Annotated in this window: 1 protein-coding gene; it reads right to left on the bottom strand. The window is 58.7% G+C overall.

What is annotated here, in order from left to right; translation table 11 throughout:
* Nucleotide 1 precedes the first annotated feature (1 nt).
* Nucleotides 2-17833 carry a hypothetical protein gene (locus VGH19_14220; GenBank protein ID HEY1172521.1) on the bottom strand — a complete coding sequence of 5944 codons (17832 nt, stop codon included), beginning with the start codon at nt 17831-17833 and terminating at the stop codon, nt 2-4.
* Between the last annotated feature and the right edge of the window lie 53 nt (nt 17834-17886).

Raw genomic sequence — 17886 nt, 5'->3', positions numbered from 1 at the left:
ATCAGCGTTTCTTGCGGGCATCCTCTTCCAGGATTGCAAGGTCGTAGCTGGTCAATACTTTGTCTGTTGGCAATGCACCGATGAGTTTCTCTACATTGTTGGTTGAGAGCAGCGCCGAGATGCTGGAGCTGATCATGGTAGAGTCACCCGGATAACGGAACAGGTTAGCCACATCACGGCCGAAGATCTGCTCTTCCAGGAAGAACGTGTTGTTCACGTTGAACGAGGACTGCGGCTCAGTGTAGATGAACACATAAGGCGAGGTCGGAGCCGAGATGTGCAGGTTGATGCCCGTGTTGCCCGGGTTAGCTGCAACGTATGTACTCACAGCGAATCCGTTAAGCGTCTCGACCGCCGAGACAGCGGCATTGATCTGTACATTGCCGCCGAAGGCATTGATGATCATGTCCACACCTGGCACCGTGCCCATCAGCGTCGTGAAGCCCCACGGCACCGGCGGATTCGGCTGGCCGATGGTGATGTTGCCGATCGTCGTGCTGGTCAAGGTGGTGTCCTGATTGACCGTCACATGATCATTGTAGGTCTGGAAGCCGGTCGTGATGACCAAACCACCGTTGATCCGGGTGATGTCACCCGCCACCACCGGTCCCGCTGCCGGATCCGTCGTGATGCTGGTCAGAGGCGAGATGCCGCCCACCACACCACCGAAGGTTGTGATGCCCGAGGTGTTCACAATCAAGTTCGAGGTGTTCGCCGGGATCGTCAGATCGTCGTCCAACGTTTGGGCGAAGGTGATATTGCCGGCCAGCAGGCTGTTGAGGACCGTGTCCGCACCCAGCGTAGCCACATCGTTGTAGGTCTGGTTGAAGAACGTCGTCACCAGACCGCCGTTGATCGCCACGTTGCCTGCGGCATCCGTCGTCAGGCTGGTCAGCGGATTGATACCGCCCACCGCTCCACCGAAGGTAGTCGCACCGGCCGTGTTCACCGTCACATTCGAGCCACCAGCGGCACCTGCACCATCGTTGTCATTCAACGTGCTCGCGAAGGTGATGTTACCCGCACCTGTGCTGGTGAATACCGTGTTCGCACCCACCGTCGTCGGGTCGTTGTAGGTCTGCAGGCCGGTCGTTGTGACCGCCGTTCCGTTCACTTGCGTGGCCCCCGGAGCATCCGTCACCACGGAAACCAGCGGGGTGATACCACCGACCACACCGTTGAAGATTGTGTTGCCGGCCGTGTTCACGTTCAGCGTGAAGGCGCCATCTAAGGTTTGCATGAAGGTGATGTCACCGGCACCTGTGCTGGTCAGCACCGTGTTCGCGCCGATCGTCGCCACATCATTGTAGAGTTGGAATGCAGTGGTCGTCACCGCGCCACCGTCGATGGACACCGTTCCCGGCGCATCTGTGGTCAGGCTCAACAGAGCACCGATTCCACCGACCGCACCGTTGAAGTCCGTGTTGCCCGCCGTATTCACGACCATGGAGAACGGACCGACCGCGCTGTCCAGCGTGCTATTGAAGGTCACGTTGCCCAGTGCAGCCGCACCCGTGCTGGTGAGAATCGTGTTCGCACCGATCGTCACCGGATCATTGTAAGTCTGGGTAGCGAAGGTCACCACGCTGCCACCGTTGATCGCGGTAAAGCCAGGCGCATCCGTCGTCACGCTGTTCAGGGGAGTGATGCCACCCACCGGTCCTCCGAACGTGGTCGTGCCAGCCGTATTCACCAGCAAGGTGAACGGACCGTTCAAGGTCGTGACGAAGGTGATGTTACCTGCCGCCGTGCTGTTCAGCACCGTGTTCGCACCGATCGTCACCGGATCGTTGTAAGTTTGGAAGCCGGTCGTCGTGACCGTCCCGCCGTTGATCTGCGTCGCACCATCTGCATCCGTCGTGATGCTGACCAGCGCGGCAGTGCCACCAACGACACCGTTGAAGATCGTCAAGCCGCCGCCATCACTGTTCACCACGAGGGCGAAGGCACCATTCAACGTATTATTGAAGGTGATGCTGCCCACACCGGCTTCATTGATCGTCAGGTTGGCCAGCAACAGCACCGGATCATTGAAGAGCGCGCTCGCACCGTTCAGATTGATCGTCACGGCATTGATGTCCGTCCGACCATCGAGATTCGTTTCGAGACGGGCCAAGCGGTCGAGCGTGCCGATCGCTCCATTGAAGGTCGTGATGCCACCACCCGTGCTGTTGATCAGCAGCGTGCGGAGCGCGCCTTCCGAGGAGTCAAGCAGCGTCGCAAAGGTGATGTCATTTCCCGTCAGAATGGTGTTCGCACCCAGGCGGACCGTATCATTGTAGGCTTGGTCACCCGTAGTCGTCACGATACCACCATTGATCCGTGTCAGACCGGCCGCATCCGTGGTCAGGCTGGCGAGCGGGAGGGAACCACCCACCGCACCGCCGAAGACGGTCAACGGCGAGTTCACCAGCAGCGTGCGCGGCGTGCCGATCGCATCGCTGTCCACCGTCTGGGCGAAGTCCACCGTGGTCGTGCCGTTCAGCACCACGTTCTGCGACAGAGTGACCTGGTCATTGAAGTCCAAGGTCGCACCCGTGATGGCGGTTGTGTCGATCGTCGTCACACCGGCTACATCCGTTGTCAGCGTGCCGAGCGCACCACCACCCGCACCACCCACGATACCGTGGAAAGCCGTCACTGGAGAGTTGACCGTCAAGCTGTTGGCTTCAGCAGCCTGGCTGTCCACAGTCGAGGCGAAGTCTACGGAGACCGTGCCGTTCACCGTCGTGCTGACTGCGATCACGATGGCATCGTTGAAGTCAACCACCGCAGCGCTTACGCCCGTGGTGTTGATCGTCGTCGTGCCGGCCGCATCCGTTGTCAGCGTGCCCAGTGCCGTCGTGCCACCAACCACACCGTTGAAGGTGGTGCTCGGAGAATTGATTGTCAGGTTGTTCACCTCACCCACTGCACCATTCACGGTGGAGGCAAAGTCGATCAGCGTCGTGGCCGTCAGCACCGTGCCGACGTCGATGATGATCGCATCGTTGAAGTCGATTGTCGCCGCATTGATCGCAGTCGTATCAATCGTCGTCGTGCCGGCCGCATCCGTGGTTAGGACATCCAGCGCGAGCGTGCCGCCCACGACACCATGGAAGCCAGTCACCGGAGAGTTCAATGTCAGGTCACGTGCGAGACCGCCGCTGTTCACCGTTCCGGCGAAGTCGATAGAGGTCGTGCCATTGATTACCACATCTTGCGTCAGGAGGATGGCATCGTTGAAGTCAACTACCGCGGCGCTGACCGCCGTCGTGTCGATCGTCGTCGTGCCAGCCGCATCCGTGAAGAGCGTGCCCAGCGCCAACGTGCCACCCACGATGCCGTGGAAGCCCGTCACCGGCGAGTTCAACGTCAGGTTACGCGCTGCACCGCTGCTGTTCACCGTGCTGGCGAAGTCAATCGAGGTAGAACCGTTGATCGTGACGTCCTGCAGGAGCGAGATGGCGTCATTGAAGTCCACCACCGCAGCGTTCACCGCCGTCGTATCGATCGTCGTCGTGCCAACTGCATCCGTGGCCAATGTGCCGAACGGAGAAGCAGCACCCACGATGCCGTGGAAGCCAGTTACCGGAGAGTTGATCGTCAGGTTGTTATTTTCCAACACGGCGCTGTTCAGCGTGCTGGCGAAGTCAACCGAGGTCGTGCCCGTCAACGTCGTGTTCTGGTCGATGACCACCGCATCATTGAAGTCGAGGACCGCACCCGTCACAGCCGTCGTGTCGATCGTCGTCGTGCCAGCCGCATCCGTGGTCAGAACGTCCAGCGCCAGCGTGCCACCCACGATGCCGTGGAAGCCCGTCGTCGGAGAGTTCAGCGTCAGGTCACGTGCCGCACCACTGCTGTTCACAGTGAGGGCGAAGTCGATCGAGGTCGTGCCATTGATCACCACATCCTGCGTCAGCAAGATAGCATCGTTGAAGTCAACCACTGCAGCGCTGATCCCCGTCGTGTCGATCGTCGTCGTGCCAGCCGTATCCGTGGTCAGAACGTCCAGCGCCAGCGTGCCACCCACGACGCCGTGGAAGCCCGTCACCGGAGAGTTCAGCGTCAAGTCACGTGCCGTGCCACCGCTGTTCACAGTCAGGGCGAAGTCAATCGAGGTCGTGCCCGTGACGATGACATCCGCCGTGAGCAAGATCGCATCGTTGAAGTCCACAACAGCCGCATTGATGCCGGTCGTGTCCAGCGTGGTCGTGCCAGCTGCGTCCGTGGTCAGTGTTCCGAGCATACCGCCATCTGCGCCACCCACGACTCCATGGAAACCAGTGATCGGAGAGTTGACTGTCAGGCTGTTCGCTTCAGCAGCGGCGCTGTTCACCGTGCCCGCGAAGTCAACCGAGGTCGTGCCCGTCAAGACCGTGCTAGTCTCGAGGATGATCGGATCATTGAAGTCCAGCACTGCACCACCGATTACCGCAGTATTGATCGTCGTCGTGCCAGCTGCATCCGTGGTCAGCGTAGTGATGTTCGGACCAACCACGCCGTTGAAAGTGGTCGCACCGGCAGTATTCACCATCAAGGCCACCGCGCCATTGACCGCCGAGTTGAACGTGACTGCACCATCAGCACCCGAGGACGTGGCCGTGACGGTCACATCCGATGTAGAGAGCGTCAACGTATCGGAGGTCGCATCACCGAAGGTCACAGCCTTAGCCGTGGTGAAGGTGAGGCCGTCCAAGGTCACATTGCCGTTGAAGGTGCTCGCCGTGTCACCAGCGGCCACCGTCACGTTATCGCGGAAGGTCACCAGACCAGCCGTGCCGTCCTGCGTGATGCCGGACTTCGTGCGGACTGTGCTTTCAAAGGTTACTGTGCCAGCCGCCGCACCGATCGCGATCGAAGCGCCCGTGCCGTCACCGATTTCGGTCGCAGCCACAGTGCCGCCCACCGCTGCATTGAAAGTCGTGCTCCCAGCCGAGTTGATCACCAGGTCTTGGTTGCCGTTCACGATCGCGTTCACCGTCGTCGTGCCCGTCACTGCCAGCGTCACCGGTCCACCGGACAGCGTCACCACATCCGTCGCATCGCTACCGAGGATCACTGCACCACCGCTTGTGAAGGTCAGACCATCCAGCACCACGCTGTTATTGAACGTGCTGCCCGTGTTGCCGAGCCCGATTGTCACATTGTCACGGAACGTCACCATGCCCGCGGCGGCCGTCTGGCTGATGCCCGAGGCAGTATTGACTGTGCTCTGGAATTCCGTCGCACCCGTCGAGTTGATCGTGATTGCCGCGCCCGTGCCGTCACCGATTGCTGTACCGGCGGCTGCACCACCCACCGCACCTGTGAAGGTGCTGCTGCCAGTGATCGCCAAGGTCAGATCGAAGTTACCCACCAGCGTGCTGGAGAACAGTAGATTGCCACCCGCCGTCAGAGTCGTGCTTGAGCCCAAGGTCGCAGCCCCAGTGTAGGTTTGGCCAAGTGTCGTTGTGATAGCACCAGCATTGATAGCAGTCGTGCCCGTGACAGCCAGAGAGCCGGCGTTTACCACGTCATCCGCAGCGTTGCCGATGATTGCATTACCAGTGACCGTTACCGCATTCGCACCGGCGATGATATCTTCATCGAATTGCACCGTGGTGCCAGTGAAGTTCACCGGCGTGTTGACAATCACATCGCCGTTGTAGGTCTGCGTCTCGCCCGTAGTCGTCACCGAGCCACCGTTCACCGTCGTAGTTCCAGTCACCAAAATGGTGCCCGTGCTCACCGCGTCATTGGCCGCATTGCCGAAGACAGCGTTGCCCGTCACCGTCAGGTTGTTGGCACCGCCCGTCACATCTTCATTGAACGTCACCGTGGTACCGGTGAAGTTCACATCTGTGTTCAGCGTCACATCACCGTTGTAAGTCTGGGTTTCCGCACCCGAATTCACAGTAGTTGTGTTCACAGTAGCCGTGCCTGTCACGATGATCGTGCCCGTCGTCACGCTGTCTGCAGCGGCATCACCGAACACCGCATTGCCCGTCACCGTCAGATTGTTCGCGCTACCAGCCAGAGTACCGTTGAAGGTAATGGTGGAGCCCGTGAAGTTGATATCGTTATTGAACGTCACCGGATCATTGTAGATCTGTGTGCCGGTCGTGGTGACTGAGGAACCATTGATGACTGTGGTGCCCGCTGCATCCGTGGTCAGGTTCAGCAGAGCCGTCGTGCCACCCACCGTATCAGCCGCAGCGTCACCGAATGTCGTGATATCCACCGCGTTCACCGTCAGCGCCGCCGGCCCATTCACCGTTCCATTGAACGTGATGTCTGCGCCTGCACCCGTCGCATTCAGCGTGACCGCCGCCACACCCAACGTGACGTTGTCGTTGTAGGTCTGGTTCGCCGTGGTGGTCACACCTGCGCCATTGATGGCCGTCGTGCCACCCGCATCGGTCGTCACGCTCGTCAGAGCCGTTCCAGCACCCACCAGACCGTTGAAGGTCGTTGTGCCCGTACTGTTCAAGGCGAGATTGAATCCACCATTGACCGTGTTCTCAAAGGTGATGTTGCCAGCCGCAGAGCTCACCGTCACATCAGCCGTGCTCAAGGTCACTGGACCGTTGAAGCGGATCGTGCCATTGCCCGTCGTGCTGTTGATGGTCAGACCATCCAACACGATGCTGGCAGAGGTGATGTTTACGCCTGCCCCACCCGTGGTCGTCACATCCGCCGTAAAAGTCGTCGAACCCGTGCCAGCGTCTTGAACGATGCTGCCCGCGTTCACCGTGTTACGGAAGATGACCGTATTGGCTGTGTCGATATCGATCGTCCCCGTCGTCACGACCGTGTTGTCGAAGTCGACATTGTTGGCGCTGAAGATATGCACATCACCCAGCGGTTGGGTGTTGCCCACCGTGTTCTGGATGTCGATATTGCCGCCCGTGCCTCCGCGCAGCACGAGACCGAAGTTGTTGGCTGCCGCAGAATTGATCGCACCTGTGATGGTGATGTCGTTACCGGCCAGCACACTGTTAAACGTCGTGTTCAGAGACACATCCGTGTTCAACACCACACCGTCGTTGATCACGATCGCCGTGCCCGCCGTCTGGATGTTGGCGTTCATGGTCACCGTGGAACCAGGACCGAAGAGCAACACACCCGCGCCATTCGGCAGCGGAGTTCCCGCCGAACCCGTGATGACGCCACCTTGACCCAGCACATAGGAGTTGATGAACACCTTGTTATTGCTGGCGTCCACATCCGTCAGGAAGATATCCCGCGCGTTCAGAGCTTCAGCCGGCGTGGCCGTGCTCGTCACCAGACCATCGATGAGCATCGTGCCACCAGCAGCCGGAGCCTGGATACGAACCGGGTCCGTGAACGTGGAGGTGTGCACCGTGATCGGGTTCGCACCGTTGAAGCGACCGATCGTGATACCACGGAAGCCGTCGGCCAAGGCCAGCAGGTCCGCATCGCTCAAGCTGAACGTTCCAGCGACATCTGCCGAAGGTCCGATGTGCATCGCGACCGATGTGCTGATCGGGCGCAATGTCAGTTCAGACGTATTGCCTGCACCCGGACGGACCGAGCCTGCGCCTCCTACGAAGTTGATATCATTCGCCGTGATCGTCAGATTGAAGCCATTTGCCTCAACGATACCGAGAATCGCCGTTCCCACGAGGAACTGAATCTCAGTATCCTGCGTCAACGTGGACGTCGTCACACCGGAAGGACCGGCCGAGATGTCCAAGAATTGCAGCGGCACCAAAATACCGACTTGCGTCGTCGTGATACTGACCGAATCTGCGAAAACAGTGAGACCCTGTTCAAAGTTGTCGCGACCATCCACACGAGGGCCGAATGCAATCGTCGCACCGGCATCAGCCTTCAGATAGACATCCAAACCGTTGTTGGCCGCGAGATCAACCGCCAGCTTGACGTCGTCATTGTAGGTCTGGTTGCCAGAAGTATACACGTTGGCATCCGCATTCGAACCCGAGGTGGCGCCGGCCGGATTGATATGCGTTTCGCCACCCGCATCCGTCGTCAAGCTCGTCAGTTTGGCAGTATCACCCACCAAACCATCGAAACGACCAATACCTTGGGTATTGATGGAAACATTGGAAGCCGCCGCGGTACCATCATCATCCACGCGTTGCGTGAAGTGGATGCTCAGGACACCAGCCCCCAAGTCGCTGCTGAATGTCGTTGCACCGGCGAGACCGGCACCGATTGTCACATCATCGCCGTAGATTTGTGCACCAGTCGTAGCGACCTTGCCGCCATTGACCTGCGTCGTACCACCCGCATCGGTCGTCAAGCTGGTCAGCTTGAAACTGTTACCGACTTGGCCGTTGAAGATCGTCAAACCATCCGTGGTCACAGACAGTGCGGCATTACCAGCCGTGCTGTTATCATCCACAGTGCTATTGAACGTGATGTTCGCATTACCCGCGCTGGTCAGCGTCGCGTTACCACCCATCACTATCGCATCATTGTAGGTCTGGAAGTCGGTTGTATCCACCACACCGCCACCATTGAGCTGGGTAGTGCCGCCCGTGTTAGTGGTCAGGCTGAACAGGTCTGTCGTATTACCGATCTGACCGCCAAAGATAGTTGTCTCGTCCGTGTTCACCGTCAGGGCGAAACCACCATTGATCGTCTGGCTGTAGGTCACATCACCCACACCCGTCACCGTGTTCACCACGTTTCCTGTCAAAACCACTGGATCTTGGAACAATTGGTATTGAACTGTCGTAAAGGTGCCCGTCAATTCGGTCCGCTCTGAACCACCATCTGGTGTCGCATCATCCGTAGTCAGCGTGTCCAGCGGCGAGGTGGCTCCCAAGCTGGCACCGTTGAACGCCGTCACACCACCGGTGTTCACTGTCAGATCGCGTGGAGCACCACCCAAATGCGTGTCGCTGTCCACCGTGCTGGCGAACGTGATGTTGCCATTGCCCGTGCTGGTCAACGTCGTGTCCTGCTCCAGCACCACGGCACCGTTATAGGTCTGGAACGTAGTCGTAGTAATCGTGACCGGCGTAGCGGTCGAGAGGTTGTTGTCTTCAATGAAGATCGTGCCACCTGCATTGACTGTCAGGCTGACCAGCACATTTGCTGTGGTCGGATCGCTCGCGTCAATGATGATGCTGTTCACATCCGTGATGCTGACCGCATCACCGTCAACAATCGTCACCACCCCATCACCAGCCACCAGACCAACCGAGTCAAAGTCGTTTGCCAATGTGAGCGTGATATCACCCGAGGCGCTCAAGGTGGTGGTTCCGGGAATCGTCAGGGTGGAACCTGCCGTCTGGGTGATGCTGCCATTGCCTGCGAGCAGGTTCAGGTCACCGCTGTCACCGGCCAGATCCTTCAGCGTCAGGGCAGCCGTGATACTGATGCCCGTCATGGTGTGCTGGATGGTCAAGTCATTGATCGTGGCTGTCGCCGGGAGTGTCGGCCAGATGGCCGTCGCGCTCACATTGCGCCAGAGCACGTCGCGGAGCGCATCCGCTGTCGACTCAGCAAAGGTCACTGCACCAGAGACACTGTTGTCATGCGTGTTCAGGAGGATGTCAGAGCTGTCCATACCGGCCGTCGTCACCGTCACGCTCAAGGTGGGCGATGTGATCAGCGCGGTCTGATTGACCGTTCCCGCAGCTGACAACGTCAACGAGGTAGTGGCTGTGGCACCCGCCACCGTCATCGCGGAGTCTTCCGTCACCGCGACTGTCGTGCCGTTCAGCGTCACGCTGCCGAAGTTGATATCGTTACCAGCGTTGTCACCCAAGGTGATGGCATTGGCACCCGCATTGAAGTTCGCATTGCCCGTGATCGCCAGATCCGCGTTCGCATCATCCGTGATGACACCGTTACTGGTCAGCATCAATGCACCGCTCAACGTGCTGCTGCCCGTGAAGTCCGTACTGCTGTCTTCCGTGATCGTCGCGTTCGCACCGTTCAACGTCAACTGACCGAAGTTGATGTCGTTGGCCAACTGATCACCCAGCGTGATGTCGCTGCCTGTGGCCGTGAAGCTTGCAACCGTACCCACGCTGATATCTGCATTGGTATCATCCGTGATGCTGCCCGTCGAAGTCACTGTCAAGGCCGAGGTGATCGTGCTGCTGCCGGTGAATACCGTGGCGCTGTCCTCCTGCACGTTGGCATTCGCGCCGTTGACCGTGAGCGAGCCGAAGTTCGCGGTCGTCGAGGCATTATTGCCGATGTTGATATTGACTGCCGCAGTGAAGCTCGCCGTAGCAGTCACCGAGATGGCGCTGGTCGCGTTCTGATCCACATTGTCCGTCTGGCTCGTGACCGTCAGGTTGCCAGAAACCAAGCTGGTACCCGCGAAGTTCATCGCGCTGTCTTCCGTCACTGTCACATTCGCGCCCGTCACCGTAAGTGTACCAAAATTGACAGTCGCCGTAGCACCCTGACCGATGGAAGTATCATTTGCCCCGCTGCTGAAGGTGGCGTTACCGCTGACACTCAGAGTGTCTGCGTTGTCCGCCAAGGTGATTCCCGCGCCCGTGAAGGAAGCCGTGCCGTTATCGATAGTCACGCTCGTGCCTGCATCGTCCGTAATCGAACCGGTCGAACTCAGCACCAGGCTGTCAGCCGTGCTCGTGCCCGTCAGAATTGTTGCGCTATCTTCGGTGATGCTCACGCCGGCGCTCGTCGTATTGAACGTCAACTTGTCAAAGTTAACCGTGCCGCTTGCCGCCACCGTGATCGCACCCGCACCACCGTTGAAGATGGCCGTACCGCTCACGCTCAAAACATCCGCCGCATTGTCCGCCAGACTGATGCTTGTGCCGTTGAATGTGGCGTCACCGTTGTCGATTGTCACACTCGCGCCAGTCGCGTCCGTGATCGTTGCCGTCGATGTCAGCACCAAGCTGTCGCCCGTGCTCGTCCCCGCCAGCACCGTGTCGTTGTCTTCCGTGATCGTCACCGCCCCACCCGTCGTGTTGAACGTGAGGCTGCCGAAGGTCGTCGTCGCCGTGGCCCCCTGGCCCACTGACACTGCACCCGCGCCACCGTTGAAGCTCGCCGTCCCGCTCACACTGTAGACCTCATTGTCATCACCCAGCAGGATGCTCGTGCCCGTGAAGCTCGCGTTCCCGTTGTCCACCACCACACTCGCCCCCGAGGTATCCTGAACTGCGCCCGACGACACCAAGACCAAGCTGTCCGCCGTGCTGCTGCCCACCAGGCCGGTGTCACTGTCTTCCGTGATCGCCACCGCTCCACCCGTCGTGTTGAAGGTCAGGCTGCCAAAGTTCACCGTGTCTCCGCCCTGATCCCCCAAGGTGATGGCCGCTGCCGTCGCATTGAAGCTCGCATTGCCCGTGACATTGATCGTTACACCCGTTGCATCCGCGATGGTACCGGCGGAGGTCAGGTTCAGGAAACCGTTCACGGTGTTTATACCCGTGATCAGCGTGCTGCTGTCTTCCGTGATGGTCACATTGTTGCCCACCACCGTCAGGCTGCCGAAATTAACCGTGTCGCCGCCGTTGTCACCCAAGGTGATATCACTGGCACCCAAGTTTGCATTGAAGGTCGCATTTCCAGTGACCACCAAGCTGGTATTGCTCTCATCGGTGATAGAACCACCAGAATTGATGGTTAAATTCCCGTTCACTGAGGACCCATTGTTGGACGAAAACACCGTGCTGTCATTTTCAGTGATGGTTGCCGTTCCTGGGCTGTTTATGATAAATACACTCAGTTCACCGAAACTGATAAAGTCCGTATTACTCTCACCCAACAGGATATTACCGTTTGGAGCGGAAACGATTGCTGAAGTTGTTACTGTCAGAGATGCATTCACATCATCAGTCAAATCTCCGTTCAGAGCTGTAAGCGCAACTGCAGTAGCTGAACTGGTTCCAATTAGAGATATACCGCTCGTTTCATATATAGCAACCGTCACACTGGTAAACGTAAGGGTTCCAAAATTCACATTTGGGCCTCCTTGAGCTCCAAGGGATATATTTCCTGCCGATGTGAGATTAGCATTACCCGTAACCGTAACACTGCTGCCTGCAGCTTGCGTGATGTCTCCAGCTTGTGTTGTCACCGTCAAATTCCCAGCAATAGTACTGCTGCCAGCAAACTGCATCGCACTGTCCTCCGTGATGGTCACATTGTTACCATTCACCGTCAGCGTCCCGAAGTTGATCGTGTCCCCACCGTTATCACCCAAGGTGATGCTGTTCGCCGCACCCGCGTTGAAGCTGGCCAAACCCGTCACACTAATCGTCGCACCCGAGGCATCCGTGATCGCCCCATTCGCATTCACCGTCAGCGCACCCGTCGTGCTAAACGTGTTCGCACCGAAGGTCACTGAGCTGTTGTTCACCAGCGTGATACCGTAACCGATGGTGATGCTTTCCGTGGTCGCCGCCGTGATCGCACCAGACGTGCTGTCACCGATGGTCACCAACGGGGAAGTGATCCCATCCAGTTCCATATCCGAAATATTGAAAGTGATGCCCGTATCACCCACACCGATCGCCGTGCCAGCAGTGAACGGACGCAACGTGACAGAGGTGCTGGCCGTGATCGCTCCGAAGTTGATCGCATTCGCCCGGATATCGAGTACATCCAGCGGAGCCGTGCCACCCACTGCACCCGTGATGTTCACTGTACCAGAGGTCGAGAGGGTCAAATCTTTCGCACCACCCGATGTGCTGTCGATCGTAGAGGTGAAGGTCAGGTTGCCACCACCCGTGCTGCTCAACGTCATGTCCGAACCGATGAGCACCGCTCCTGTGTAAGTTTGCCCAGCCGTAGTAGTGATGCTGGAAGGCAGAGTGATCGCCGTACCGGTGATCGCCACAGTAGCCAGGGTGGAACTGGCTGAGAACGTGATGTCGTCCACATCCACGATTGTGACATTCGCAGCGCTCACTACTGTCACCGCGTTGAAGTCGTTACCTGCGGAGTTCAGCGTGATGTCATTGGCCGCACCTGCCGTCAGACTGGTCGCTCCGCCAACCGTCACATCACCGCTGTCCGTGATCGCACCCGCAGTAGTGACCGTCAGCGTGCCGGTGATGGTCGAAGCACCCAGGTCGAGCGCGTTAATATCGTTCAATGACACATTGTTGCCGCTCACGACGCTTACCGTGCTAAAGTTGTTCGCGTTATCCAGCGTGATGTTGTTGGCCGCACCCGCTGTCAGCGTCGTCGCTCCCGTCACCAGCAGCGCTCCGTTGTCTGAGATCACGCCCGCCGCCGTCACCGTCAATGTACCCGAGACCGTCGAGGCATTCAGGGCGATCGTGTTGATGTCATTCAACGTCACGTTGTTGCCCGAGGTGATGCCCACCGAGTTGAAGTTGTTCGCATTATCCAGGGTGATGTTGTTCGCCGCACCCGCCGCGAAGGTCGCCGCACCGGCCACCACCAGCGCTCCGTTATCCGTGATCGCTCCTGCCGCCGTCACTGACAACGTCCCCGAGACCGTCGAGGCATTCAACGCGATCGCGTTGATGTCATTCAACACCACATTGTTGCCCGAGGTGATGCCCACCGAGCTGAAGTCGTTCGCATTATCCAAGGTGATATCGTTCGCCGCACCGGCCGTGAAGGTCGCCGCACCGGTCACCACCAGCGCTCCGTTATCCGTGATCGCACCGACCGCCGTCACCGACAACGTCCCCGACACCGTCGAGGCATTCAGAGCGATCGCGTTGATGTCATTCAACACCACATTGTTGCCCGAGGTGATGCCCACCGAGCTGAAGTTGTTCGCATCGTCCAACGTGATGTTGTTCGCCGCTCCTGCTGCCAAGGTTGCCGCCCCCGTCACCACCAGCGCACCGCTGTCCGTGATCGGGCCGTTCGCCGTGACCCCCAAAGTTCCCGAAACCGTCGAAGCACCCAAGTTGATGCCATTCACATCCACCAACAACACATTGTTGCCGCTCACCACGCTCACCGTGCCGAAGTCGTTCGCGTTATCCAGCGTGATGTTGTTCGCTGCTCCTGCCGTCAACGTCGTCGGGCCCGTTACCGTCAGGGCACCACTGTCGGTGATCGCCCCTGCGGCAGTCACCGTCAAACCGCCGCCTATTGTTGAGGCCCCCAGATCGATGTTGTCCACATCCACCAACGTTACATTGCCGCCAGCCGTGCTGCTCACTGTATTGAAGTCGTTACCTGCGCTGTCCAAAGTAATGGTCCCTCCGGCCGCCAGAGTCGCCGTTCCGGTCACGAGGAGGTTGCCACTGTCTGAGATCAAGCCAGCGGCCGTCACATTCAATGTGCCCGAGATGGTAGAAGCGCCCAAATCAATCGCGCCCGTGTCGTTCAGCACCACATTATTACCGCTCACCACACTTACCGTGCTGAAGTTATTATTGTTATTTAGCGTGATATTGTTCGCGTTACCGGCCGTCAGCGTCGTCACACCAGTCACCAGCAAGTCCCCACTGTCTGTGATCGCACCACCAGCCGTCACCGTCAGGGTTCCCGTCAGAGTCGTGGCCGGCAGGTCAATGGCAGCGTTGTCAAAGATTAGCGTCAGGTTGCGCAGACCCGTCGGCATCGTGGGATAAGCCGCTGCGGCATTGATGTTGCGGATGGCGATGTCTTGGATGTTACCAGCACCAGCCTCAGCCACGGTGATCGCTCCACTAAAATTATTCGCCGCGCTGGCGAGAAGAACGTCCGAGAGATTCGCACCATTCACCGTGAAGGTGGAAGTGCCACCAATGGTCAAGGCACCCGTCTGTGTGATGCTACCCGTCACACCCGCTCCCGTCAGACCGCTGTCCACCGTCAGGTTGCCCGAGATCGTGATCGCACCCAGCACGATGTCATTGACATCATCCAGGAAGAGGTTGGTCGCATCAGAAGCCGTGACGGAGTTAAAGTTGTTGTTCTGCGTACCGAGGTCGATGGCTGAACCATTGCCGTCCAAGGTGGTCGCGCCGCCCACCGTGATCACTCCGCTCTGGGTGATGCCCGTGGCCGTGACCGTCAGGTTGCCCGTGACAGACACCGCATTCAGCACCAAGGCCGACAAGTCGAAGATGGACACATTCGCCAGACCGCCCGGTCCGCTGATGGAAACCGCACCGGTGAAGTCGTTGCTCGTGTTATCCAACGTGATGCTCACTCCCGCACCGCTCGCCGTGAAGCTGCTCGTGCCCGCCACATCGATACCCGTACCACCCGCCGTGCTCGTAATGTCGCCCGCCGTGACGGATACCGTCAGGTTACCACCCACCGTGACGTTACCCATCACCAAGCCGTTCGCTTCCGTGATGCTCACGTTCAGGCCGCTCGCATTCACCGTGCTACCAAACTGGTTGGCCTGGGTCAGGACGATGTCCTGATCCGCACCCGTATCCGTGAATGTGCTCGCACCCGTCACCGTCAACACGCCCGTCTGAGTGATACCCGTACCAGCCGTCACCGAAAGGTTGCCACCCACCGAAGAGGTGCCCAACACGATCGCCGTCGCATCCACCAAAGTCGTGTTACCCGCCGAGGTCGAAGCCACCGCACCGGTGAACTCGTTCGCCGAGCCCAAGGTGATAGTCGTTCCAGCGCTCAAAGTCGTCGTCCCTGGAACCGTCAAGATACCGCTCTGAGCGATTGAGCCCGTGCCGGAAGTCGCTACCAAGTTACCCGTGATCGTCGTCGCCGGGAGGGTCAGGTTGGCATTATCGAAAATCAGTGTCAGATCACGCAACGTACCCGTCGTTGTAATGACCGGGTAAGCTGGAGCCGCATTGACGTTACGAACCGCCACATCTTGCAAAAGTCCGCCGTTGGCTTCCTGGATCGTGAGCGTCCCGCCAAAGTTATTGGCCTGCGATCCCAGCAGCACATCCGCCGGGTTGGCCGTATCCACCGTGAAAGTCGCCGCACCGGAGGCGGTGATCAGCTCGTTCTGGGTGATGTTACCTTGGGCCGTCAGACTGAGCGTGCCGCCAGCCGAGATACCACTGATGAACCCCGAGGCACCACCCACATTGACGGCATCCCGGACAAACGCAAAGATGTTGCCGGAGGCAGCAGCTTCAAATGCCATCAAAGCTCCCGAAGATTGCGCCACCAACGGAAAGGCTCCCGTGCCGATGTCCCCAGTGACCGCGCGAACCCCCAGCGCCTGACCGGCACCCACCGTAATCAATGAGCCGGCATCCGCCATAAGGACATCACTGCCCGCCGTCGTACCGTTATTGCTGATGAAAACCGAGCCGCCCGCATCGATCTTGGAAACCGTGATATCTCCCGAAGTGGAGAGGGTATCCAGTGTAAGGGTCACATTTCCAGCCGCAGACAGCGTGGCCGTGCCCGCCATGGTTATGGCACCAGCACCAGCCACACGGTTTGCGGAGATGGCCGTGGTATCATTTGCAATGGCAGTGAAACTGCCAAGGACCGTGATGTTCTGGTTGATGAAGATGTTACGGCCCGCTTGAAGTTGCAGGCTGAACGCACCCGCCGTCGCCACGATGTCACTGTCCACCGTGATGTCGTTGTTCGCCTGCAAGGTCACATTGGCACTGTTCAACAACGTTTCAATGTCAGAGGAGTCGAAGATGACATTCAAAGTCGCATTCTCTGCAAATGCATCATTGGCCGATACCGGATCAATGTTACCATCCAAGATCTGGATGTTACGCGGATCCAAGAGCAACGTCCCCGTGATACCGGCAGAAGCCCGAAGATCCACACCGCCCGTGAACTGCAAGTATTCCTTGCCGGATACCTCTGCAAAACCACCATTGCCACCCTGCGCACCACCCTTGGCCGAGATGCTACCACCGAAACGCGTCACCTCATCAGACCAGACGATCACCGTACCACCATCACCCACCGTGGTCGCGTCCGCCAAAATCTGGGCGCCCGTTCCCACAAAAGTCTTGCTCGCATTCACCACCGAGGCGTCATTGCCCTGGAAGCCACCGCCGATCTTCACCGTGCCACCACCCGTTGAACCGCTCGCATTCACCACCGAGCCGTCCATGATACCCACCTTGTCACCCGCCACCACGATATCGCCACCCTTGCCATCCGCGTTCGAGGCATCCAACGTGCCCGAGTTGATCACCGTACCGCCGACCGACTTCAAGACCAGCTTCCCGCCCTCCATCACCAACGTCGGCTGCGCACGAACCGTACCGCCGTTGTTGATCGCCACGGCGTAGATGTTACCACCCGCCGCGTTCACTTCCACAGAAGTCGCCTGGACCAAGCCCTGGTTATCAACACCCGTCTCCGTCGGAGCTGCCGTGTTACCGAGCAACACACCAATACGTTCATTACCCTGCTGCCGGAGTTCGATGCTCATGCCCGCCGCGAGACCAGCCGTACCGCTCGCGTTGATCGTACCGGAGTTTTTGACCGTGTGACCGAAAAGGAAAATGTCGCCACCGAGGGCGTTGATCGTACCCAAGTTCTCGATGCCAGCCGTCGTGCTGCCGAGGAACTGCATATTGCCACCAGAAAGGAAGGCGCTGTCTGCGATATCGAGCGTGGAGGCCACGAACGTATTCACGTTGATCTGACCCGACGACCCGATGAAGATACCGTTCGGGTTGATGAGATACACCTGCCCATTCGCCTGGAGCGTACCCAACAGTTGGGAGGGTGAACCGGAGAGTACACGGTTCAGCACTGCAGAGTCGGCACCTGGTTGAATGAAGCGCGTGATCTCGCCCAGACCAATGGAAAAATCCTGCCAGTTGATGACGGCAGTTTGACTCGTCTGGTTGATCGTGGTCAGCGCACTTCCCTCGCCGGTAATCGTCGCATTACCCGCCGCGACGGTCCCCCCCAAAGGATTCGCGTGACCCTGATTTACCGCGAGGCTTGTCGCCAGAGACGACAAAACCAGCCCTGTAAACAGCTTGTTTTTCATGGGACTATTGGTGCTACTCTCTCACTTTGCGCATCTTTTCTGCCTAACACGTT

This window comes from Verrucomicrobiia bacterium (genome assembly GCA_036405135.1).
Lineage (GTDB): Bacteria > Verrucomicrobiota > Verrucomicrobiia > Limisphaerales > JAEYXS01 > JAEYXS01.
Note: the sequence above shows the minus strand (reverse complement) of the source record. Positions and strands in the feature narration are given on the sequence as shown.